Genomic DNA, 20105 nt, shown 5'->3' on the forward strand with positions numbered 1-20105 from the left:
GTTTGGATAAGTTTTTTTACTTAATCTCAAAGCAGCGCTTTACGCCCCCCTCTTTCGGGCAGACTTTATCGCACTGGTAGCAGACCTCGTTCACCAGTTCCTGATCCTTCTCAAAGGCATAGATATTTTCCATAGTTGTAATGGCGATGGCCTGCACCGCCTCCCGTGTAAAGAAAGCCTGATGGGAGGTTACCAGCACATTGGGCAGAGAAAGCAAGCGGGCCAGCTCATCGTTCTGCAAAATCTCATTGGATTTATCCTCAAAGAAATACTCGTTTTCTTCTTCGTAAACATCCAGCCCGGCGGCTCCGATTTTACCGGATTTGAGCCCTTCCAGCAAAGCTTCTGTATCCACCAGCGCTCCACGGGAGGTGTTGATGAGGATGGTTCCCTCTTTCATTTGAGCAACCCTTTCCCGATTGATCAGGTGATAGGTATCCTCTGTCAGCGGGCAGTGGAGCGAAACCACATGGGAAAGAGAAAAAAGCTGATCCAGCGAGACATACTCCACATCCAGATTGGGGTCTGGGTAAGCGTCGTTGGCTAAAACACGCATGCCAAAGCCCTTGAGGATATCAATGAAAATCCGGCCGATTTTACCGGTACCGATGATACCGGCCACCTTATCCCGCAGATCAATCCCCATAAGCCCGTTGATGCTGAAATTGTTATCCCGGGTGCGGACATAAGCCCGGTGGGTTTTGCGGTTCACCGAAAGCAGCAGCGCCGCCGCATGCTCCGCCACCGAAGAGGGCGAATAGCTGGGCACCCGCACCACATGTACCTTTTCGTAGGCCGCCTTGAAATCCACATGATTAAAGCCCGCCGAACGCAGAGCAATCAGCTTCACCTTGTTCTGATAGAGTGTATCAATAACCTGCTGGTTGATAATATCGTTGACAAAGGAGCAAACCACATCAAAGCCTGCACTCAAAACGGCAGTATCCGGGTTCAGCTTGTGTTCAAAATATTTAATGGTATAGCCATATTCCTCCGCCAGCTTATCAAACCACAGCCGGTCATAGGGTTTGGTATCGTAAAATGCGATTTTCATAGTGCTCCCCCTTTTTGTTAACTTTGCTCTTTTGGGTATGTTGAATCATCATACCATGTCTCTCGCTGTTTTTCTATTCCTCTTGGCTTTATTTTACCCCATTTTAAGCATTTTTCCTCATTTTTATGCTATTATAGTTTTCATAAACTAATTTTAAAGCTAGACAGCATACAGGAGGCTCCATATGGCCAAAAAATCCACCCATAAAACCAATGCGATGCGGCTGCTGGATACATCCGGCATCCCTTACAGCATTCTCACTTACGATTGCGATGGCGTAACCTTTGATGGCAAGCTGGTGGCCGAGCAGGTTGGCCTGCCCTTTGCCAGTGTTTTTAAAACCCTTGTTACCGTGGATGATAAAGGCGGCTTTGCTGTGGCTTGTATTCCGGTAGACTGCCACTTGAATCTAAAGGCATTGGCGCAGGCTGCTTCCCGCAAGCGTCTGGAGCTTCTGCCTTTGGAACGTTTGTTGGCTGTCACCGGTTATGTAAGGGGCGGCTGCTCCCCTGTCGGTATGAAAAAGCCTTTGCCCACCTACATCCACAGCTCAGTTCAGGAGCTTGAGCAGGTTGCGGTCAGTGCAGGGCTTCGGGGCATGCAGCTTCTGTTAAAACCGGAGGATCTATTGCAGGCCTGCTCCGGGCAAGTATGCGAGCTCACTCAGGCAGAGTAAAAAACCGTGGAATAAGAGTTTCTTAACCATATTTCATCAAAATGAAATTATTTTTTATTGCATTTTTAAATAAAATAGGTGTGTAGGCTTTTTTCTCTTGGGATTTTTCCTTGCCATAGCAGGCTCTATGGTGTAATATATACTTATGTGCGTGAATGTTTAACAAGGTTTTAAAGGCGGGGAGGGCTGTGCTCTGATCAGCGCTGCGGGCATTTCAAAAGCATATGGACGTGAAAAGGTTCTGGTGGATGTGGAGCTCAGTGTGGGGCAGAGGGAGATCGCCTGCATCGTGGGGCCAAACGGTTCCGGTAAATCCACTTTGCTTTCCATTCTGGCAGGGCTGCTTCGGCCTGACAGCGGCCGGGTTTTGTTTGGAGGCAAGCCACTTAAACCCATAGGTTCCGGCCGGCAGATCGGCTTTGTCCCTCAAAAAGACAGCCTTTTTGAGGAGCTGACTGTAGCGGATAACCTAGCCTTTTGGTCTGCTGCGGCAAAGGTTTCTCTGAGAGAGGCTCTTGCCCGGCCTAGCGTGACCCAGCTAGAACTGAAACCAATGCTAAAAAAACGGGTGGGTGCACTTTCGGGTGGGATGCGGCAGCGCATCTCGCTGGCTGTGGGGCTGCTTGCCAATCCCACGTTGCTGATACTGGATGAGCCTTTTGCCGGGCTGGATCTTTTTTTTAAGCGCCAGCTGATTACACATTTAACAGAGCTGCGAAAAGATGGCGTAACTATCCTGTATACCAGCCACAATGCCGATGAAATCGCCGCCCTGTGTGACAGGGTTTTTCTGCTGATGAACGGCAAAATTGCGCTGACCCGCACCTTGGATACTCTCCCCTCTTCTGCACAGGCGCTCAATCAGTATATTTATACTTTTATAACAGGAGAAACGATATGATGAATCAAGACGAAAACGTCAACCAGCAGCTCCCAGGTTCTGAGCCTCAGGCATCCGGTGCCAATCCACCCGAGCCGAACTCTTTCTCCCCTGAGAGCACCTCTTCTGGTTCTGCTTTCGGCGAGAATCCCGACCAAAGCCCCGACTATTTCGGCGAAACTTCTACGGACAATATCACTGCCAATCCTTTTGCCTCCTCCGATGCATCTGGTGAAAATTTCTGGCAGGCAGGTGGTTCCGAACAGCCTTCAACCCAAGGCCAGCCCCCTATGGGTTACGATCCCAATCAACCCTTTGCCCAAAATCAGACCCCCGAAGGCTATGATCCCAACCAACCCTTCGGCCAAACCCAGCCCCCTATGGGTTATGATCCCAATCAAGCCTATAACGCTCAGGGTTATGGAATGCCTGCTCCCAAGAAAAAACGCAAGGGGCTTCTCATTGGCCTTATCGCTGGGGGAACAGCTCTGGTGGCCGGTCTTCTGGTGTTTTTCTTCTGGAGCAGCATCCTGAAAATGGTTGCTCCCGAAAAATATTTGGCGGCTTCTCTGGCCCGCACCAGCGCCAACATTGCTTCCCGTGACCAGCGCTTCCCGGATTTTGCCCGGTTTGCAGGTAAGCCTGCGGCTCAAGAGTTTGATATCAAGCTGCAATCTCTTGATTTTTTGGATAACGACCCTTCCAGTTTCTATTATCAAAGCTACCGTATGCTGGAGGGCTCCAAGGCCAGCGGTGCCTTTATGCTGGATCCTCAGCAGAAAAAGCTGCTTCTGGAGCTTTCGGTTTCAGCGGCAGGCTATAAAGTGGATAACAACGAGTTCTATATTTCTCCTGAGCTGGTGGCACTTTCGATTCCTACTTTCTATAAGGGTGCCGATTACATCACCATCAATCCTTCCACCTTCCGTGAGGATTGGAACGGTTCCATATTTGGAGAGAATTCCAAGGTTCCTGCGGAATTTGATCTCAAAGAGATCGTCAACAGCATGTTTGGGGCAATTGATGGGCCAAAAGGCAATCTGGATTCCAACACCATTAAATATGGCCAAGGGCTCACTGCCCTTTGGAATGAGTTTGTAAAATCCGGTGAGTTTACTTCCGGTGGAGCCTCCTCCAAGCGGATTGGCGGTAAAACCCAGCAGCTGGATCAAATGGGCTATACCTTCAGCGGCGAGGCACAGAAAGCTCTTTATCAAGGGTTCCTTGGGATTTATAGGGCCTATATGCTGGATACCGCAGCCTCTTATGACGGTATGATTTCTGCCTTTTCCTACAACTCTTTTTCCGAAGAAGAAATTGATCAAATGATTGATCAGCTTTTTAAGGTGGAGTTTCTGGAGGATATGACCGTTACCTTCTACATAAACCAGCAGGGCCTTGTTTCCCGTATGGAAATCCCCTCGTTGATGATGAGCTACCTTGACAGCTACAGCAGCAAATACAATGATGCCCGCTTCGGTTTTGTGCTGGATTTAGCCGGTGAAACCTGTGTGGCCGATGTGATGGAGGCCACTCTGGATATTAAAACCGACTACGCCAAAGCATCCGTGATTTTCTCCCGGGATTCCGGCATTGAAAAGGGTGCCGCCTATGACCTGATGGATTTGGATTTCCGCACCGATGGCAAACGGGATATGAAACTTTATTACGAAGCCAAGTGGGATAAGAACCAAACGGATGGGGAAAATTTCAACCTGGCTGTTGGTGCAGAGGATAAATACTCCGATTATGCCGTGGGGCTTTCCGGCCAGCTGACGGATGAAAAAGACAAAATTATTCTTGCGGATGGGGAGCTTGTTCTGCTCACCGATAACGAGCAGTATATGTCCTTCCGGGGCGGCTACACCCTGCGAACTGCCGATTCTTCCGAAATTGCAGTGGATACCGCCGACAGCATCAGCCTCTTTGAATTTGACTACGAGGAACTGGGTTCCATTTTGGATTCCCTATAAACCAACTGTTAACCGTATAACCTGAAACAGATTGTTAGGAGGGCCTGCCGGTATGTTCATTGTCTCCTTGGCTCTCCGACATTTTGCAACTAAATGGCGGCGCTTTGCGCTTTTTATCGGTCTGACAGCCCTGCTTTGTATAGCGGCAGGGCTGTTAGGCCGTTTCTTTCTCACCCAGCAGCGAGCGGTGGAGCCTGTCTCCATTGTGCTGGTTGATCTGGATGATACCACCGAGACCCGCATGGGCTTTCAGCTGCTCTCGGGAATGGAAAGCTACAGCCAGCTGCTGGTTTTTGAAAAACAGGAGCAGCTAAAAGCACAGGAAATGCTGAGAAACGGCTTGATTACCGCTGTTGTCACCATTCCTCAGGGATTTACGGATAGTATAAAATCAGGAGTTAATACTCCTTTCCGATTGGAATACAGCGAAAAAACGCCTCTTAAATCCCAGCTGGTAGCCGCCTTTGCCCAAAGCTTTGCCGAAATGCTTAAAACCAGTCAGGCCGGCGTTTACACCGCTTTGGAGTATGGCCGTGAACAGGGAGACGATACCCTTTATCCCATGCTTTTTCAATCGATCAATTTAGAATATCTTAGGCTGGTGGGTTACCGGGATGATCTGTTTATCCGCCAGACCCTATCCGTAACCGCCTCGATGGATGCCATGGATTATTACATCCTCTGCGCTCTGGTGTTTTTGCTGGGGCTTTCCCCGGTGCTTTTGTTGGAAAGTGTGCTGGTCTTGCAGTGTCCGGGGGTCACAGGGGGGTTGCGCCGGGCGGGAATCGGAAATTTCCGCAGCAGCCTTGCCCTGCTGGCGGCTCTTTGGGCTGCCTGCCTGTGTGTGGGAGGTTCTCTCAGCCTGCTGCTTTGGGCTTTCGCTCAGGTGGGTGGGCTGGCCTTTGCACCCACTTTTCCCTTTTTTGCGGGACTTGCCGTGATTCTGCTGGCCGTAGCGGCGGCAACACTCTTGATCGCCCGGCTTCTGCCTTCTCCCGGGGCGGGGAGCCTGTGCACAGCGCTGTTTTCTCTAGCGGCACTGTTGGTTTCCGGCGGTATTATTCCCACCGATTATCTTTCCCCAAGGCTCCAGCTTTTGGGCAGGCTGACTCTCAACCGCTGGGCCGTGCCGCTGCTGGGTGAGGGGCTTGCAGGCCGAACGGATTGGAAGGCCTTGGGGCAAACTGGCCTATGGGCTTTGCTGCTGTTTATTACGGCTGTGGCTTTGGCATGGCTGCGCAGCAAAAAGGAGGTGCGGGGATGAGGCTCTTCCTAACCTCTTTTTTCCAGTGCTGCAAGCGGCTATTTCGGCAGCGCGCCTTTTGGGCAATCCTCATACTGCTTCCTCTGGCTGTGCTGGCGTGGGGTCGTCTGACCGCCAAGGAACCGGCAGCGGTGCTGCGGGCGGGTGTGCTGTTTAACCCCGCCGAGGCCACTTTTGGGCGTATATTTGAAAGTCTGCCACAAAACCCCAGCCTGCTTTTTGAAGCCTATACCCCACAGCAGCGTTCCCTTATGGAACAGAGGGTTAAAACCGGCCAGCTGGAGTGTGCTTATCTGCTGGAGGATGCCTTAATAGAGGCCATAGAGCAGGGGCGGCTACAGGAGGCTGTCACACTGCTGCGCCGCCCTTCGTCTATAGCGGAGCCGGTGTTTAATGAAATGCTGTTTGCCGCTGTGCTGGAACAGGCCTCTCCCGCCATTGTCACCCGCCAGCTTGCAGGCTTTTATGGCGATGACCCAGCCGTTTTGGGCGGGCAGGTTAAGGAGCGCCTCCAATGGTACACCGAGCAGGCGCTTTACCTTTCGCCCAAAGAACAAAGCGTAGCTGCGGCCGCTTTGCCTGTTCCCCCTTCCAATCTGCCACGGACAGTGCACGGGCTTATCCTCTGGTTTTTAACCGGGCTGATTCTCTTTTCGCTGCCCCGTTTTATACAGGAAAACGAACGCCCCCTTTGGCGGCGGCTGGGCTATAGGGGACTAATCCCTTATTATGGGGGCCTTTGGCTGGCTCTCACCGGAACGGCTCTTTTGGCAGGCGGAATTGGATTGGGAACCTTGTCGCTGATTTACCCATCAGGGCTTTTGCCTGCGGCGCAGGAGTTTGTGATGCTGTTGCTGTTTTGCAGCGTACTTGCTATACTGGGGATACTGTGGCTCTCACTTCTCCACAAGACGGATGCCCTTTACAGCGGCAGTATTTTCATCCTGATTCTCACCGGTATTTTCGGCGGCGTTTTCTTTAGCTGGCAGGAGATCAGCCCCCGGATAGCGGCTTTCTGCCGCTTTTTCCCCACCGAGCTGTATATGGATGGCCTGCTGTATGATAGCCGCTTTGCCCGAGCGGTGTTGGCGGGTATAAGCGCCGCTGCCGGGCTGGCAACGCTGCTGCGGCTCCGGGTGTGGTTCTTAAAAAGCCGCTGACCCTATTATTTGCATATGAGTATGTATTCACTGTCTCAGGAGGTCAACCAACCATGAAGCTGTATGCTCTTTTGCGCAAATCGCCTTTGCAAACCCATTCTCCCTTTATTCACAACCGCCTTATGGAGCTGCTGGGCATCGATGGCCAGTATGGCGCCATGGAAATTCCCCCGGAGCGCATTCCCAAGGTGGTGGATGCCCTCAAGGTGCTGGGTTATGGCGGCATCAACATCACCATCCCCTATAAGCAAGCCATTATGCCTTATTTGGATGAGATTTCCCCCGAGGCACAGGCCATCGGTGCTGTGAATACCGTGAAGATTGAAGAGGATGGGCGCAGTCGAGGCTTTAACACCGATTATTTCGGCTTTGGCGTTATGCTGGAGCGATCGGGAATCTATGTAAAGGGTAAGGGTGCTGTGCTGTTGGGAGCCGGTGGCGCTGCCAAGGCTCTGATCGCTTATTTGCAGGATCACGGGGCTTCGAGCATTCTGGTGGCCGCCCGCTCACCTGAAAAGCTTGCCATTCTAAAAGAGGAACACCCTGTTATTGAAACCTGTTCCCTAAACGATACAGAAGCGTTAAAGGGTTCTCTCCTGATCAATGCAACACCGGTGGGTCAACCACCCCTGCTGAATGACCTCCCTGTTCCTCGGGAGGTTGTGGAAAAGTTTGAAGCGGTAGCGGATATTATTTCCACTCCACCCCGCACAATACTGCTGGAGCTGGCCGGGGAATTGGGCCTCAAGACTGCCGGTGGGCTTGCCATGGTTGTGTATCAGGCCTGCAAGGCGGAGGAAATTTTTCACCAGTGCTCCATTGATCCAAAGCTAAGCGATCAGGTTTACCGGGAATTGGAGGCCCGGCTCAGCACCCAATAAGGCCTCTCAAGTTTGCCACAATGGAGCCGAAGGTTATTGTAGTGGTTTTGTTCATGGATGAACAGAACTTGTGCTCAGGGAGGATTGATTATGCGCATTCAAACCAATATTATGGCGCTGAACGCCTATCGGAATTTTGGCATAAACGCACAAATGGCTTCCAAAAGTCTGCGCCGCCTTTCCTCCGGCTATCGCATCAACAGTGCCGCCGATGATGCGGCGGGGCTGGCTATTTCAGAAAAAATGCGTGGCCAGATTCGAGGGCTGGAAATGGCAGTCACGAACACTCAAAACGCTGTCTCACTGCTGCAAACAGCAGAGGGCGGCCTGAACGAGGTGCACACCATGCTCACCCGCATGAAGGAGCTGGCTGTGCAATCCGCCAACGGTACCTATGACAATGAGGTGGATCGTCAGGCCCTGAATCTTGAATACCAAGCTCTCAAGGATGAAATCAACCGGGTTTCTTCCTACACCAACTACAACGGCATGAAGCTGTTGGATGGGAGCCTTGGCGGAAAAAAGGGTGCCAATGGCATGCAGGAACTGGGTATAACCGGTATTTCTCTGGGCGGCACACAGGAATACAGCGGTTCCCTGCATCTGAACCTGACTAAAAATGAAGATAACACCTTTACCCTGGCTCTGCGTGCAGAGGATAAGGTTTACACCAAAAAGCTTACCGATATGTCGGACGCTGTGATCACCTTAGAGGATATGACCATCATTACCCTGACCGGCACCTTTGCTGATTTAAAGGATGGGGTTATCAGCTCGATAACGGTAAAGGAGCAGCAGCTTGTGACCGACAAAGCCGTGAGCCGGGCTTCTTCCAGCCGGGGAATCGCTTTCCAGATTGGGGCCAACGGCAGTGAGGATAACCGGGTTTATGCCGCTGTGGATGATACCTCCGCCTATATGATGGGGCTTGGGGATACCGATATCCTCAACCCGGAAAATGCCCGCAAGGCTGTGGATTTGGTGGATGGTGCCACCAATATTGTTTCCCGCTCCCGGGCCCGTTTGGGCGCTATGCAGAACCGCTTGGAGCATACCCTGAACAATCTGGGAACCCAAATTGAGAATCTCACTGCTGCCGAGAGCCGCATTCGGGATGTGGATATGGCCAAGGAAATGATGGCCTATACCAAATACAATATTCTCATGCAGGCCGCGCAGGCCATGATGTCTCAGGCTATGAACCTGCCCAAGCAGCTGCTGGCCATGCTACAGAATTTATAAGGTCAATACCACCAACAATGCGATTAAAATACAATAAAAAATCCTCTCAGGTTTTAGCAGTTAAGCCGCAGGGCTGATGCTTGACCTGAGGGGATTCTTTTTATTTTCATCCTTTTATGCAGCTGCGGCAAGTCGTTTTCTATAGTAAAGGCACTGATTAAGGCAGTGGTCATCCCAAAGAGAGACCCCGGCGGCTGTTTCATGCAGCCAGCATCACCGCCAAAGAACCAATCACATGTATGGCAGGGCGCACATTGGTGCTGGTATCGAAAGCATAGAGGCCCGCTACTGAAAGCCAATATTTAAGGAATACGGCGTGATCTAGGATGCCGCAGGAATTTCATATTTTGCAATTCTGTTGTTTGCATTGGCCAGCATCGGAGAAATAAGTGTAATGAAAAGAGGCGAAAACCGTTTCATCACAGGGGTATAGTTCCATTGGTTCTTGAGCCTAGTGTATGGACACAGGGTGACAAGCTCTTCCGCTTCTTTAACACCCCACTGAAACACAGCGCTCGTCTTTTTAAGAGCATCGTGCTTTTTCTGATTCTTCAATGAAAAGGCCGAGATCAACTCAATCAGGAGCGTGCATCCCGGAAAAGCATCTCGGATCATACCCATCAACCCTTTAATTTCATCCTCTGAAAAATACATAATCAAACCTTCCATAATGATGAGGGTTTCGCCGCCTTTGGCTATTTCTCTGACCCAGTCGCTTTCCAGTGCAGAACAAGCAATCATGGTCTCTCGCTCTACAGTGGGCAATAGCTGTGCTCTTAAATCAGCAGTCGACTGGAAATCAACGTTATACCAGCGAATGCTGCCGTTATCCACTCGATGAAATCGAGTATCCAATCCACAGCCCAAATTGATGCAGGTGCAATTGGGGTGCTGTTTAATGAAGGCGTTTACTTCCTGATCCAAAATAATGGTTCTGGCGGCGCATCCCCATAAGCTCAATTTGCCTTTATCGAATTTGGAGAAATCATAATCCAGCTTTTTCGTCATTTCAATGGCATATTGATCATAAAAATTGTGATTTTCTTTCTGGCTCTCCACTGCTCTGGCATACATGGGAATAAGCATGGTCTCCTGCACACCTGATAATTTGACACTAAGCTTCATTGGGCTTCTTTCCACCTTTCATTTTAGGCACCAAACCAATAAGTTAGTAATGGATAACTTAAAATATAGCATATATTTCAAAGGGAAACAAGTATGCCGGATAACAAAAAGCAAATACAAGTGCAAAATAAAACGCACCCCACAAAGTGAAGTGCGTAAAATGTTTTATCCTGCACCACAGTGTGTTACAAAACGTGTTATTAGGTGTGAATTTGAACTATCGTTTATATAGATGCCGCTTACACCAAGGATAGCACTATGCTTTCATGCTATCCTTGGCTTTGCTCTTTGAACGATTGAACGTTTGTACCTATTATTTATCTCCGGCAATGCAAAGTCCAAAGAAATCGGCGGTGACCGCTGCTCCATGAAGATCGGATTGACGCAGAAGCTCAGTGATTTCGGAGACAGTGTAGGCTGCGTTTAAGGAAGTAACAAGTCCGGGACGTATTTCCTTCGGCTGGGTGGACAAATACACAAGCGCCTTTTTTAATAAATGAACGTCACGTCTCAAGTCGGTGATGCAGTACCGGCCGCCAGGGCGCAGGACGCGGAAAATTTCATGAAAGACACAAAGGGGATTCTCCCATTCGTGCAGAGAGCCGTTGGAAACGACTGCGTCAAAGCTCTCGTCTTCAAAGGGTATTTCCATGCAGTTTCCCAAAACATAGTGGACGGGAATGCCATATTCAGCGGCGTTCTTCTCGGCAATTCGAATCATAGCAGGGCTGATTTCACAGCCGGTAAGAGAGGATAGATTCAGCCTCTTTGCCAGTTCCAAGCCTACATAACCGGGTCCGGGGCCAATCTCCAGCACATCGCCCCCCTTGATTCCGGAAGCGATGATGCCATCTACCCCGTTCCAGCCCTTATCGCGCATACCCCGGGCAAAAAGGTCGAAAACCTCTACGGTAATTTCATTTTGAATGCCCTCGTTGGTTTCAATCACTCTACCCTTAACCATTTGCATCATCCTCCTTTAATTGATTTAGAGATTGCACCGCCCACGCGAGTTCAGCCTCATAATGCTGAATATGGTGCTGAAAAATAATGTTAGCAGAGGTTTGATATCTTTTGGGAATATGGTTTAAAGTTTCTTCTCGATGCATTTTCAGTTTGAATAAAATTTGCTTTAAATTTGCAGCATGGCGGCTCAGGCTGTCCGCAAGTGCTCCATTCTCCAAAGCGTCTGAAAAATACAGTGTGCCATCAATGTCAAAGGTGGGGCGGTATTCAATTTGCAGGGTCTGCAAAAGCAGCTCGTGAAATTTATCCGTGCCTGCGCTACTCACCTGATACACAGTTTTCTCCGGACGCGCCCCCTGCTTGTCGCGTTGGGCAGTGATGAGGCCCGAAGCCTCCATTTTATCCAGATGATAATAGATCGTGGGCAGCTTAACCTGAGTAAAGTCCTCCAACTGCTCTTCTATTAGCTTTTTAATCTGATAGCCATGCTGGGGGCCGAAGCGTAAAAGAAGCCCAAGGATATAAAGTGGAATCATTCAATCACTTCTTTCAAATAGTCAGTGCTGATTATAATTATACTCAGCGCTGACTATTTGTCAAGTAAAAAACCGGGTAGTTGGATTCTAATCTCAACTACCCGGTTTATAAATAATGTTTTATTTTCTCACAAAGCAAATAAAAAGTCATGTATAAGTTCAAATCCTCATACATGACTTTAATTTGCGAGCCACGTTAATTCTGGATATCCTCTTATTTTCAGTTGGAGATTTGAACTATCACTCCTGAACAATCTATACCAGCAAAATAACTATGGTTCTTCAAGAGATGCTTATTCGTTTGTAGGACTATACATGAGAGTCTTCCTTCACACCATTACAGTTTCTCTGGATTAGTTGGCATTAACCCGTATTTTTTTGTAATAGCCAAGAATAAAAATGCTACTACTATACCCATTGTACCGTAGATGGCATCTATAATGTCCGGCGTATTCATAAACCCCATTAACGTTTCGCAAATAAAGTTTCCCGCAATCATAGCCAATCCCAAAATTGCAATGAAACGAAATTTCACGTCCAATAAAAGCCAGGAGTAACCTATGCCCAAATAAGCAATCAAGCTTAAAGATAAATTTGATATGTGTGAATGAATTTCAGAGTTTATTATTACAATATCATTATTAAAAACACTGTACCATCTTGCAAGAGTCAACAGAAAACCTATACAGATTAAAACTGCAAATCCTATGGAAAATAATTTTGTTGAACTATATTTATACGTAATTTTCACACTTTTCTCCTTTCGCATATTTATATTAATTATGTGTATTTCCTCTTATTTAGCATAGAGAAAGAAAAAAGTCATATATGAGTTCAAATCCTCATACATGACTTTAATTTGCGAGCCACGTCAATTCTGGATATCATCCTATTTTAAGATGTGGATTTGAACTATAGACCAAAACACTATATTCAGTGAGTATCATCAATTAATTGCAGAAACTCTTTAATACCAGCGTAATATTCTCTATCAGCAAGCTGTCGTGGGGCAAATAAACCAGTTAACGTAGTAAATAGTTTGGAATTAACCAAATAAGGTCTTAGCATATAATGATCCGTTGAAGATATCCAAGTGACGCTTAAAAATTCCTCAGAAACTTCGTTTTTATATACCCGCTTTGTATCATTACTATCTACATGAATATCTTTTCCACCTAAAAATAGTTTTACAGGACTGTAGAAATACTGTATATCTTCCGTAGCGTCCGATTTGTAATTCTTTGATATAAAATTCCAACGTTCTTTTGTAATGCTTTTGTCTGCATTTTGATTGTTATGGTATTCTTCATATGTTGCATTCTTATCTAGCATCGATATACTCCATAAAAACTCTTCTTTTGCTTGCTCCTGATCTTTAAGAGATTTACCTTCCCTTTTCATTTCGGCCAAAGTATTGTATAAGCCCTGATCCACCCAATTGATAGCTGGTGCAACGAGTATATTAAATGCAATATTTTTATCCTCACGATTGATTTTAGGGATAACCCAACCGGCTTGGCTGGAACCCCACAGTCCTATTTTTTCCAAGTTGATTTCAGGGAGAGTCCTCGCCCAATTGATGACTTCCAATGCTTCCGATGCTCTATCTTCCATTGATTGTGCCAGCCAGTTACCCGAAGAACCATCAATCCCGGGTTTGCTCCAAGAAAGGGAAGCATAGCCCAAACTAGCCAGTTCTTCCCACAAGGGATTATATTGACTGTTGTAAGAGGCATTAGCCGGTCCATCACCATGAATGAAAACAACTAGGCCAACCCTTTCTTTCATTTCTTTTGGCAATACGATACTCCCATTTAGTACACCTTTGGAAGTTGGTATTTGAACAGAAGTAACTTTCATATCAAAAGTATTTTGCTGTATTATAACGACTATGCAGACAAGAATAAAAATGATCATGCCTGCAATCATTTTAATTGATTTTTTCGTCATTTATATAACCCCTTTACATTCTGCTTTTTAGGTTTTGTTTCTTTACTGCAAAATGTGCTATCAAATTAAAAGCTTTTTCATAAAAATCCATTGATTAATTCCTATAAAAAATTTTTTCGAACAATGATTATTATGCTTAATCTCTTGAAATCCCATTCTGCTATACAAATGTTTTGCAGAATTATCAGCTGCGACTGCCAAAGTCAAAGTAGAGTAACTCATTTTAATTAGTAGTTCTTCGCAATAGGATATAAGCTGCTCTCCGATGCCCTTTCCACGCATGGATTTGTCCACAGCGATATGCTCAATATAGCATTCTTGGAAATTGAAAATTTCCAGTATGGATAGCTTAAATAGGAGTAGGAGCATATTTAAAAGCCCGTATTGGCGAATCAGATTGAAAATTGGGACTTTTTTTCGATTTTTTGGTATTGGCCCATATCGTATGAGTATCACGCCTACTATTTTTTCATTCACTTTTGCAACAAAGTGTAAATAGCCGGGGTCTTCAGCTTGTATATCCCAAGTGGAGTATAAGATGCTTTCTATCTCACTTTCATTCAGGCTTTGCCGATGCAAGAATTTACTCTTAAAAGAACTGACTAATAGAGATATAACTTCTTTAAAATCTTTATCTTGATATTTTTCAATGCTGACTTGCATGTAACCATACCTCCTTTGCAATTATCATTTATTGATGTTATACTCATTATAAACTCTCGAGTTGGTCAAGAGTCAATACGCGAATATAGGAGGAAGTATGGAGAAATTCTTAAGAATCGGGCAAGTAAGTAATTTATACGGAATATCGCTTGATACGTTACGCTATTATGACCGCAAAAACTTATTAAAACCAATGGTTGATAAACAGAATGGATACAGGTACTATTCTTTAGAGCAGCTTGATACATTAGAAATGATTTTGGTTGGAAAACACCTTGAAATACCTTTAGAACAAATCAAGGAAAAGATAGAATCTGAAAGTATAGAAGGCTATCTGGACATGATGCAGGAGCAAATTCAGTTTATAGAAGCCAAGAAAGAGGCACTAACAAAACTTGTCCAATATACCACTAAAATGACAAATATGCTGACACATATACAGAACCACACAAACGACAAAACTTTTTCTACGGTTACTTTAGAAAAAAATGTGGATGTTACCATTTTCCAAGTCGATCTTAAAAATGTTCTGAATACCCAAACAACTACAATGATAAACGGAATAGAAGCCTTTGAACAATGGGTCTTTTATTATGTAAATGAGGAAGGAGCAATTACAGAAAACACCCAAGTTGTAGGTCTCTCCATTCATAGTGACATTGTTCATGCGAATGAAATATATAAAAATCTGGATGAAGCAACAAAGCAGGACAGCGTGTCAAAATATTATTTATACGGTGCTTACAGGCACATTAGCTTTTGGGGAAATGAGTCTGATTTAAAGGAGTATCTATATCTGCTTTGTATGCATTTCAAACTAAGAGAGACTACTCTTAATATCAAATTCAGATTTGCTTTACTTCATAAGGATATGAAACACGAATATTGGGCTGACATCTATTTTCCAAATAAGACAGCTGGTTGATATTAGTTTCATATTGAAGATGGCCAGCCCCGCATGTTGAGGAGGGTAGTGTCCAGAATATTGTGTAAACCTCCGAAGTCAGGTAGAATAAAACTATGACTTTGGAGGTTTCGTATTATGGCAAGAAAAGAACGCAGGGACAACAGCAAGCTGCGGGAACTAATGGAAGAGTACGGGGTCAAAACAATGGAGGATGTTCACAACTTCGTGAAGATGCTCACCTGTCAACGGCGGTTTAAATTTGCAATAAAACGCCGAATAAATTTTGTAGGTTTTCGGCGGGAGGAATGTCGGGTATAAAGTTAGATTACTGAGCGTTCTGCTCAAACAAGGTATTGACGATTTGCTGCTTTTGCTTCATGTACTCTTTGCGCTCTTTCAGGCGATAACTTTCGCCCTTGATGTTGATGACGGTACAGTGGTGAAGCACTCTGTCGAGGATAGCGGAAGCAATGGTAACATCGGCAAAAACTTCATTCCACTGGGAAAAAGTCTTGTTTGAGGTAAAGATGGTAGAGGCTTTCTCGTATCTTTTGGCAATGAGTTGAAAGAACAAGTTAGCGCCTTGAATATCCATGGGCAAATACCCAATTTCGTCGATGATGAGCACCTTGTAACGGATGAGGGTGCGGAGTTTGTCTGGTAGCCGATTCTCGTAGTGGCTTTTCTTCAGCTGCTCAATGAGGGTATGGCAGTTGATGTAGTAGGTGGAGTAGCGGTTTTTGGCGGCAACCATACCCAGCGCATTGGCCAGATGGGTTTTGCCAACGCCAGGTGGCCCCAAAAACACTACATTCTCAGCATTCTCCACGAACCGCATGGTAGAAAGCTCGTCGATCTGGCGCTTGTCGATGGAGGGTTGAAAAGAGAAATCAAAGTCCTCCAAGGTCTTCTTGATGGGGAAGCCGGACATCTGAATCTGCTTCTCGTAAGCTCTCTGACGCTTGCTCCTAGCCTCTTCGGTGAAGATATGATCGAGGACATCCACAATGTTGAGTTCATCCTTGATAGCTCGTTCCAGGTAGTTGTCGATGATCTCCAGGGTATTGCGCATTTTGAGGGATTCCAGGTTTTCTTTGAGTCGCTCGTACAAAACTTCACTCATACTGCGCCACCTCCGCTACTTCATCGTATGCGGACAGACTTGGCGGCCGGATAGGAAAATCAATGACATTGTCGCCGTCCAGCAAGGTGTTTTCGATGTCAAATGATTGCTTAAGGGTTAATCTTCGGTAATGTTGGGCATTGACTACCATATCTTTTTTCTGGTACGATATGCGGTGCAGGGCGATTTGCTTTCCTTCGTAGTAGGCGGCAAGCATGTTGTCCAGGGCTACGACTGCCACATCTCTGCCGACGTATTCTGCTGGTACAGAATACTGATTGCCGGCATACGAGATGAGGCAGTCTTTTTGTACCCGGCGCAGGTTGATTTTGTCGATGATATATTCTCTGGAAAGGGGGCTGAGGCCCTCTTTTTTTAGCCTCTCAAATGGAATCTCATTTGTGGTGGCGTGCACTTTCCCATTGACCTTGTTGCACCATGCCACGGCCTGTCCGTTTAGGTCGTCAAGCGAATTGTACCGGATTCCCACCATGAAATTATCCCGAACAAACGCCACTGTCCGCTCCACCTTGCCCTTTGTCTGGCCCCGGTAGGGTCGGCACAATACCGGCTTGAACCCGTAGAATCCAGCAAAATCCTCAAATTGTCGGTTGAGCGTGCTGTCCTCCTGCCGGAGCAGACGCTTGACGACCACCTGCTTCATGTTGTCGTACAGTATCTCCTCCGGGTAGCCGTGAAAGTACCGAAATGCGTTCTGGTGGCAGCGGATCAGCGTGTTGGTGCTCATGTCCGTCACAAATTCTATGTACCGCATCCGGGAGTATCCCAGCACCATCAGGAAGCAGTACAGCTTCTTCTGTTTCCCATCTTCCAGCACAACATGATCTTCAAAGAATGCCCAGTCCACCTGGCCTTGTAGCCCCGGCATCGTCTCAAACCGCACCGTTGCTTTCTCATCCAACTGTCCTTTTTTCCCTCGCACGTAGTGCTTCACGATGGAGTATTCTCCCGGAAATCCCATTTCCTTGATCTTCTCCAGTATCCGCAGCGCCGAATACGGCGCTTCTTCCAGCCACACGTCAATCTGTTCTTTGTATGGATCCAGTTTTGATGGCTTGGGATCTGTCAGGCTGTACACCGGTTTTGTGTCGGCCTGGGCATATCGTTTTGCTGTGCGTGGGTCTATGTTGTACTTGCGGGCGATCTCTGTGTAGCTCATTCCTTTTTGGCGGTCGCTTCGGATGTCCATCCAGTTGTCTCCTTCCATTTTGCCACCCTTTCTATCTGCTTTTTACAGACAGAAAAAAGTGTATCATATGTCATCCCTATCCGCCAGAAAACTGCATTTTTTAATTGGCACTTTCCTTCATTTTATCATCGGCGCTGACACAAAAAACAGGGCCACCTCCTGTATGGGGAAACGGCCCTGTTTTGATATGGGGTCTAAAAAAGCACAGGCTTCATTGCCTGTGTTACTTGATTACGCCAAGCTCTCTTAACACTGCCACGCAGTCCTTGGCGCCCTGAATGTACAGATGCTTCTGGAACTTTACATCCAAATCCGAATTTTGACTTAGATAATGCTCAATTCGGTCTTTCATGCTTTGACTAATTTCAGCGCTGTTCTGGATGCTGTCACTGAGTAAACTTAGTTCCTGCGCCAGATCTTCCGACTCGGGATCTGATTCCCGCAGGACAGCATACGCAAGCTGAAACCGTTCCGCAAGCGCCATATCCAGTAAATCCAAAAGCTTTTCGTCCAACTGCCTCACCTCCTTCAAGCCAACACAATGCCACAGCTTCTGCGGAATAGCTATACCAAAACCCAACAAAGATTTACTATTTCATTTCCATACCAAGGCTCTGGCTGGGACGGTTCAGGCATTGCTCCACCGTCATGCCATTTCGTGGCTCCAGCAGTCCATACTCGGTTTCGAGAGTGCCGCGCTGTTCCAAAAGATACCGTCCGTAGCCTTCGAGATCACAGAATTGGTTTAGCCCATGCTCGCATTCCAAAGGCAGCATCCGTTGGATTTCCTTTTTTGCATACTCTGCAAGAGAATCAGCGTCAGACAAAAGCTCGAATTCCTCTGTCATGGACGTAAGGTCAAGAGCTTCTTCCAGAGAAAGATCACCGGGCGCTTCCTCCAGCATCGCCTTATAGGTCAGCAGGCGAGTTTCCGTTTCGAGCTCCCGTAACTGGCGGGCCAGCTCATTCACCAGACCATAGCAGTCGCCTTCCGATGCATACAGGGCGTCGTTGATTTTTTCAGTCAAAAAGGGAGCCATGCAATCCTCCGCTTAAAATGCACATTCCTCCGGGGAATCAGCGCCAACGGCATCCATCGCTTGATGGAACGCCGCATCTTCGGCAGGGAGCTTCAGGTAAACAGCCGGTGTATCTTCCTGTGCGGGGGCGTTGAAATATCCTTTGGTTACTCGGAGAAGCACGGCGTAATCCGGCTTTACCAGAGGAACAGAATCACCGCTGTGGTATTGGGCGGCAATCTCGCCGTTCTGCACTACGTAGCCGCGTGGGGTAAATACCCCGCCTTCGCCCTCACGCATTTCCTTTCCGATTTTGCCGAAGTCCAGATATGCGTAGACTTCATCCGACACCTTTTCCAGCGCCGGTACAAAATCGTTGTCGGCATAGAACTTTCCGAGTGATTGGTCATCGTGGGCTTCATAGGCAATCTGACAATGCGCCATGCTGTGGGTCATGCTGATGAGCCGCTCCACCGGAATAGGAGCATATTTGAGTTGGACAGCATCCATCATGACCATGCCCTCGAAGCAGTCCAACTCCCATGTGTTCAGGGAAGACAGCCGGTGGGCGAGGTGATTTAGCTCATATAGATTGGTATCGGGGGCGATAATTTGCGGCAGATAGTCCAGCCGACAGCTTAGAACCTCCGTGGAATAAACGGTGTCCCCGGTAATTCTCGCCTTTTCCAATGCATCCGCCAGTTCATAGGGTGTGGCGGGAAGCGTAATTTCTGACGAAGGGTTTGCGCCAGAAGGATTCCAGCGGCTAAGTTCTACTTCAAAGATTTTTCTGTTATCCAAGCCTCATTCCTCCTGTTCATTATTTTTGATTCGTTAAGATGCCGAATATGGAATGGCTACACAAAAACCGCTCCGTCGCACCATTTTTTCATAGCGTTATACAGCAGCAGTACCTTGGTTTGATTGGGTACCTCTTGCGATGTGGCCGGTTTGAACTGCCGAAGCCCGTATTGCCGTTCCCCCTCAAAATATGCGAGGATGCCGATATGGGCGGGACCCCCCGGCAATTCTGGCAGCAAGGGATTTCGGTACGCAGTAGTAATTTTCATTCCCATGAAAGTTATGGCCGTTTTTGCTTTTGAAATCCTGATAGGTAATTTTGACTTCAGAACAGGTGACCATCATCCCGATGCGCCAGTTGTGGCATCGCAGGACACAGCCCCGGCATTTCTGCGCATTTTGCTCTGTACTGCCGTCCCGAAAGCATCTTCCGGGTTCGTGCATCTGCGCCATCAGGCACGGTTCCTTTTCAGAAAACCGCTCCGCATCCACAAGCCTGCAGAGGTATTCCACACTCTCGTAATAGTCCTCAAATCGAATGCTGTCTACAATCCCTGACGGTGTCCACACCTCATCCGCCCACCGGATGGTTCTCTTTTCGGTGTGCAGCTTTGGACGGTAATAGTGGGTCAGCGCCTTAATCCGTTTTGTTAATTCGGTTTCCATCACACAGTC

Annotated in this window: 22 protein-coding genes; 9 read left to right on the forward strand and 13 right to left on the reverse strand. The window is 47.3% G+C overall.

Annotated features, from left to right (window positions below):
• Positions 1–16 precede the first annotated feature (16 nt).
• On the reverse strand, positions 17–1054 hold the full coding sequence (locus U6B65_06530) for a 2-hydroxyacid dehydrogenase (protein WRS28776.1): 1038 nt from the start codon (positions 1052–1054) through the stop codon (positions 17–19).
• A 184-nt stretch (positions 1055–1238) separates the two neighbouring features.
• On the opposite strand from U6B65_06530, the gene ybaK reads away from it, so the two are divergent.
• The 7 genes from ybaK (at position 1239) to U6B65_06565 (ending at position 9130) form a co-directional block, all read left to right on the forward strand.
• The gene (gene ybaK / locus U6B65_06535) at positions 1239–1730 is read left to right on the forward strand and encodes a Cys-tRNA(Pro) deacylase (protein WRS28777.1); all 492 of its coding nucleotides are present in this window, start codon (positions 1239–1241) and stop codon (positions 1728–1730) included.
• Between the two features lie 250 nt (positions 1731–1980).
• Entirely contained in the window at positions 1981–2631 is a 651-nt protein-coding gene (locus U6B65_06540; GenBank protein ID WRS28778.1) for an ABC transporter ATP-binding protein, read from the forward strand.
• On the forward strand, positions 2628–4583 hold the full coding sequence (locus U6B65_06545) for a resistance to Congo red protein (protein ID WRS28779.1): 1956 nt from the start codon (positions 2628–2630) through the stop codon (positions 4581–4583). The genes U6B65_06540 and U6B65_06545 overlap by 4 nt, the downstream gene beginning before the upstream one ends.
• A 52-nt stretch (positions 4584–4635) precedes the next feature.
• The gene (locus tag U6B65_06550; GenBank protein ID WRS28780.1) at positions 4636–5847 is read left to right on the forward strand and encodes an ABC transporter permease; all 1212 of its coding nucleotides are present in this window, start codon (positions 4636–4638) and stop codon (positions 5845–5847) included.
• Positions 5844–7007, forward strand: coding sequence for a hypothetical protein (locus U6B65_06555; protein WRS28781.1), 1164 nt, complete (start codon positions 5844–5846; stop codon positions 7005–7007). The genes U6B65_06550 and U6B65_06555 overlap by 4 nt, the downstream gene beginning before the upstream one ends.
• 53 nt (positions 7008–7060) lie before the next feature.
• Complete coding sequence (locus tag U6B65_06560) at positions 7061–7888, forward strand: shikimate dehydrogenase (protein WRS28782.1); 828 nt, start codon at positions 7061–7063, stop codon at positions 7886–7888.
• 90 nt (positions 7889–7978) lie between these two features.
• Positions 7979–9130, forward strand: coding sequence for a flagellin (locus tag U6B65_06565; protein WRS28783.1), 1152 nt, complete (start codon positions 7979–7981; stop codon positions 9128–9130).
• Positions 9131–9451: 321 nt separating this feature from the next.
• Here the strand turns inward: U6B65_06565 and U6B65_06570 are convergent, their stop codons facing one another.
• From U6B65_06570 to U6B65_06595, 6 genes are all read right to left on the reverse strand, one after another.
• Positions 9452–10255, reverse strand: coding sequence for a class I SAM-dependent methyltransferase (locus tag U6B65_06570; protein ID WRS28784.1), 804 nt, complete (start codon positions 10253–10255; stop codon positions 9452–9454).
• Between the two features lie 313 nt (positions 10256–10568).
• Positions 10569–11219, reverse strand: a complete 651-nt coding sequence (locus tag U6B65_06575) for a class I SAM-dependent methyltransferase (GenBank protein ID WRS28785.1) — start codon at positions 11217–11219, stop codon at positions 10569–10571.
• Entirely contained in the window at positions 11212–11757 is a 546-nt protein-coding gene (locus U6B65_06580) for a PadR family transcriptional regulator (protein WRS28786.1), read from the reverse strand. Before U6B65_06580 ends, U6B65_06575 begins: the two co-directional genes overlap by 8 nt.
• Before the next feature lie 337 nt (positions 11758–12094).
• A complete protein-coding gene (locus U6B65_06585; protein WRS28787.1) occupies positions 12095–12508 on the reverse strand; it encodes a hypothetical protein in 414 nt (137 codons plus the stop codon).
• A 182-nt stretch (positions 12509–12690) separates the two neighbouring features.
• On the reverse strand, positions 12691–13707 hold the full coding sequence (locus U6B65_06590; GenBank protein ID WRS28788.1) for a CocE/NonD family hydrolase: 1017 nt from the start codon (positions 13705–13707) through the stop codon (positions 12691–12693).
• A gap of 60 nt (positions 13708–13767) precedes the next feature.
• Entirely contained in the window at positions 13768–14370 is a 603-nt protein-coding gene (locus U6B65_06595) for a GNAT family N-acetyltransferase (protein ID WRS28789.1), read from the reverse strand.
• Positions 14371–14467: 97 nt separating this feature from the next.
• On the opposite strand from U6B65_06595, the gene U6B65_06600 reads away from it, so the two are divergent.
• On the forward strand, positions 14468–15295 hold the full coding sequence (locus U6B65_06600; GenBank protein WRS28790.1) for a MerR family transcriptional regulator: 828 nt from the start codon (positions 14468–14470) through the stop codon (positions 15293–15295).
• 117 nt (positions 15296–15412) lie between these two features.
• The gene (locus tag U6B65_06605; GenBank protein WRS28791.1) at positions 15413–15595 is read left to right on the forward strand and encodes a hypothetical protein; all 183 of its coding nucleotides are present in this window, start codon (positions 15413–15415) and stop codon (positions 15593–15595) included.
• Between the two features lie 7 nt (positions 15596–15602).
• Here the strand turns inward: U6B65_06605 and istB are convergent, their stop codons facing one another.
• The 6 genes from istB to U6B65_06635 form a co-directional block, all read right to left on the reverse strand.
• Entirely contained in the window at positions 15603–16400 is a 798-nt protein-coding gene (gene istB, locus U6B65_06610; protein ID WRS28792.1) for an IS21-like element helper ATPase IstB, read from the reverse strand.
• A complete protein-coding gene (istA, locus tag U6B65_06615) occupies positions 16393–17610 on the reverse strand; it encodes an IS21 family transposase (GenBank protein ID WRS28793.1) in 1218 nt (405 codons plus the stop codon). The genes istB and istA overlap by 8 nt, the downstream gene beginning before the upstream one ends.
• Before the next feature lie 223 nt (positions 17611–17833).
• Entirely contained in the window at positions 17834–18124 is a 291-nt protein-coding gene (locus U6B65_06620) for a hypothetical protein (protein WRS28794.1), read from the reverse strand.
• Between the two features lie 76 nt (positions 18125–18200).
• A complete protein-coding gene (locus U6B65_06625) occupies positions 18201–18650 on the reverse strand; it encodes a hypothetical protein (GenBank protein WRS28795.1) in 450 nt (149 codons plus the stop codon).
• Between the two features lie 12 nt (positions 18651–18662).
• Positions 18663–19430 (reverse strand): antirestriction protein ArdA, encoded by a 768-nt coding sequence (locus U6B65_06630; GenBank protein WRS28796.1) that lies wholly within the window; start codon positions 19428–19430, stop codon positions 18663–18665.
• A 183-nt stretch (positions 19431–19613) separates the two neighbouring features.
• Positions 19614–20096 (reverse strand): hypothetical protein, encoded by a 483-nt coding sequence (locus U6B65_06635; GenBank protein ID WRS28797.1) that lies wholly within the window; start codon positions 20094–20096, stop codon positions 19614–19616.
• Between the last annotated feature and the right edge of the window lie 9 nt (positions 20097–20105).

This window comes from Oscillospiraceae bacterium MB08-C2-2, assembly GCA_035621215.1.
Lineage (GTDB): Bacteria > Bacillota > Clostridia > Oscillospirales > Ruminococcaceae > WRAV01.

Coding starts and splice junctions, on each gene's coding strand:
- U6B65_06530 (WRS28776.1), bottom strand. CDS start 1,054: ATGAAAATCGCATTTTACGATACCAAACCCTATGACCGGCTGTGGTTT.
- ybaK (WRS28777.1), top strand. CDS start 1,239: ATGGCCAAAAAATCCACCCATAAAACCAATGCGATGCGGCTGCTGGAT.
- U6B65_06545 (WRS28779.1), top strand. CDS start 2,628: ATGATGAATCAAGACGAAAACGTCAACCAGCAGCTCCCAGGTTCTGAG.
- U6B65_06550 (WRS28780.1), top strand. CDS start 4,636: ATGTTCATTGTCTCCTTGGCTCTCCGACATTTTGCAACTAAATGGCGG.
- U6B65_06555 (WRS28781.1), top strand. CDS start 5,844: ATGAGGCTCTTCCTAACCTCTTTTTTCCAGTGCTGCAAGCGGCTATTT.
- U6B65_06560 (WRS28782.1), top strand. CDS start 7,061: ATGAAGCTGTATGCTCTTTTGCGCAAATCGCCTTTGCAAACCCATTCT.
- U6B65_06565 (WRS28783.1), top strand. CDS start 7,979: ATGCGCATTCAAACCAATATTATGGCGCTGAACGCCTATCGGAATTTT.
- U6B65_06570 (WRS28784.1), bottom strand. CDS start 10,255: ATGAAGCTTAGTGTCAAATTATCAGGTGTGCAGGAGACCATGCTTATT.
- U6B65_06575 (WRS28785.1), bottom strand. CDS start 11,219: ATGGTTAAGGGTAGAGTGATTGAAACCAACGAGGGCATTCAAAATGAA.
- U6B65_06580 (WRS28786.1), bottom strand. CDS start 11,757: ATGATTCCACTTTATATCCTTGGGCTTCTTTTACGCTTCGGCCCCCAG.
- U6B65_06590 (WRS28788.1), bottom strand. CDS start 13,707: ATGACGAAAAAATCAATTAAAATGATTGCAGGCATGATCATTTTTATT.
- U6B65_06595 (WRS28789.1), bottom strand. CDS start 14,370: ATGCAAGTCAGCATTGAAAAATATCAAGATAAAGATTTTAAAGAAGTT.
- U6B65_06600 (WRS28790.1), top strand. CDS start 14,468: ATGGAGAAATTCTTAAGAATCGGGCAAGTAAGTAATTTATACGGAATA.
- U6B65_06605 (WRS28791.1), top strand. CDS start 15,413: ATGGCAAGAAAAGAACGCAGGGACAACAGCAAGCTGCGGGAACTAATG.
- istB (WRS28792.1), bottom strand. CDS start 16,400: ATGAGTGAAGTTTTGTACGAGCGACTCAAAGAAAACCTGGAATCCCTC.
- istA (WRS28793.1), bottom strand. CDS start 17,610: ATGGACATCCGAAGCGACCGCCAAAAAGGAATGAGCTACACAGAGATC.
- U6B65_06625 (WRS28795.1), bottom strand. CDS start 18,650: ATGGCTCCCTTTTTGACTGAAAAAATCAACGACGCCCTGTATGCATCG.
- U6B65_06635 (WRS28797.1), bottom strand. CDS start 20,096: ATGGAAACCGAATTAACAAAACGGATTAAGGCGCTGACCCACTATTAC.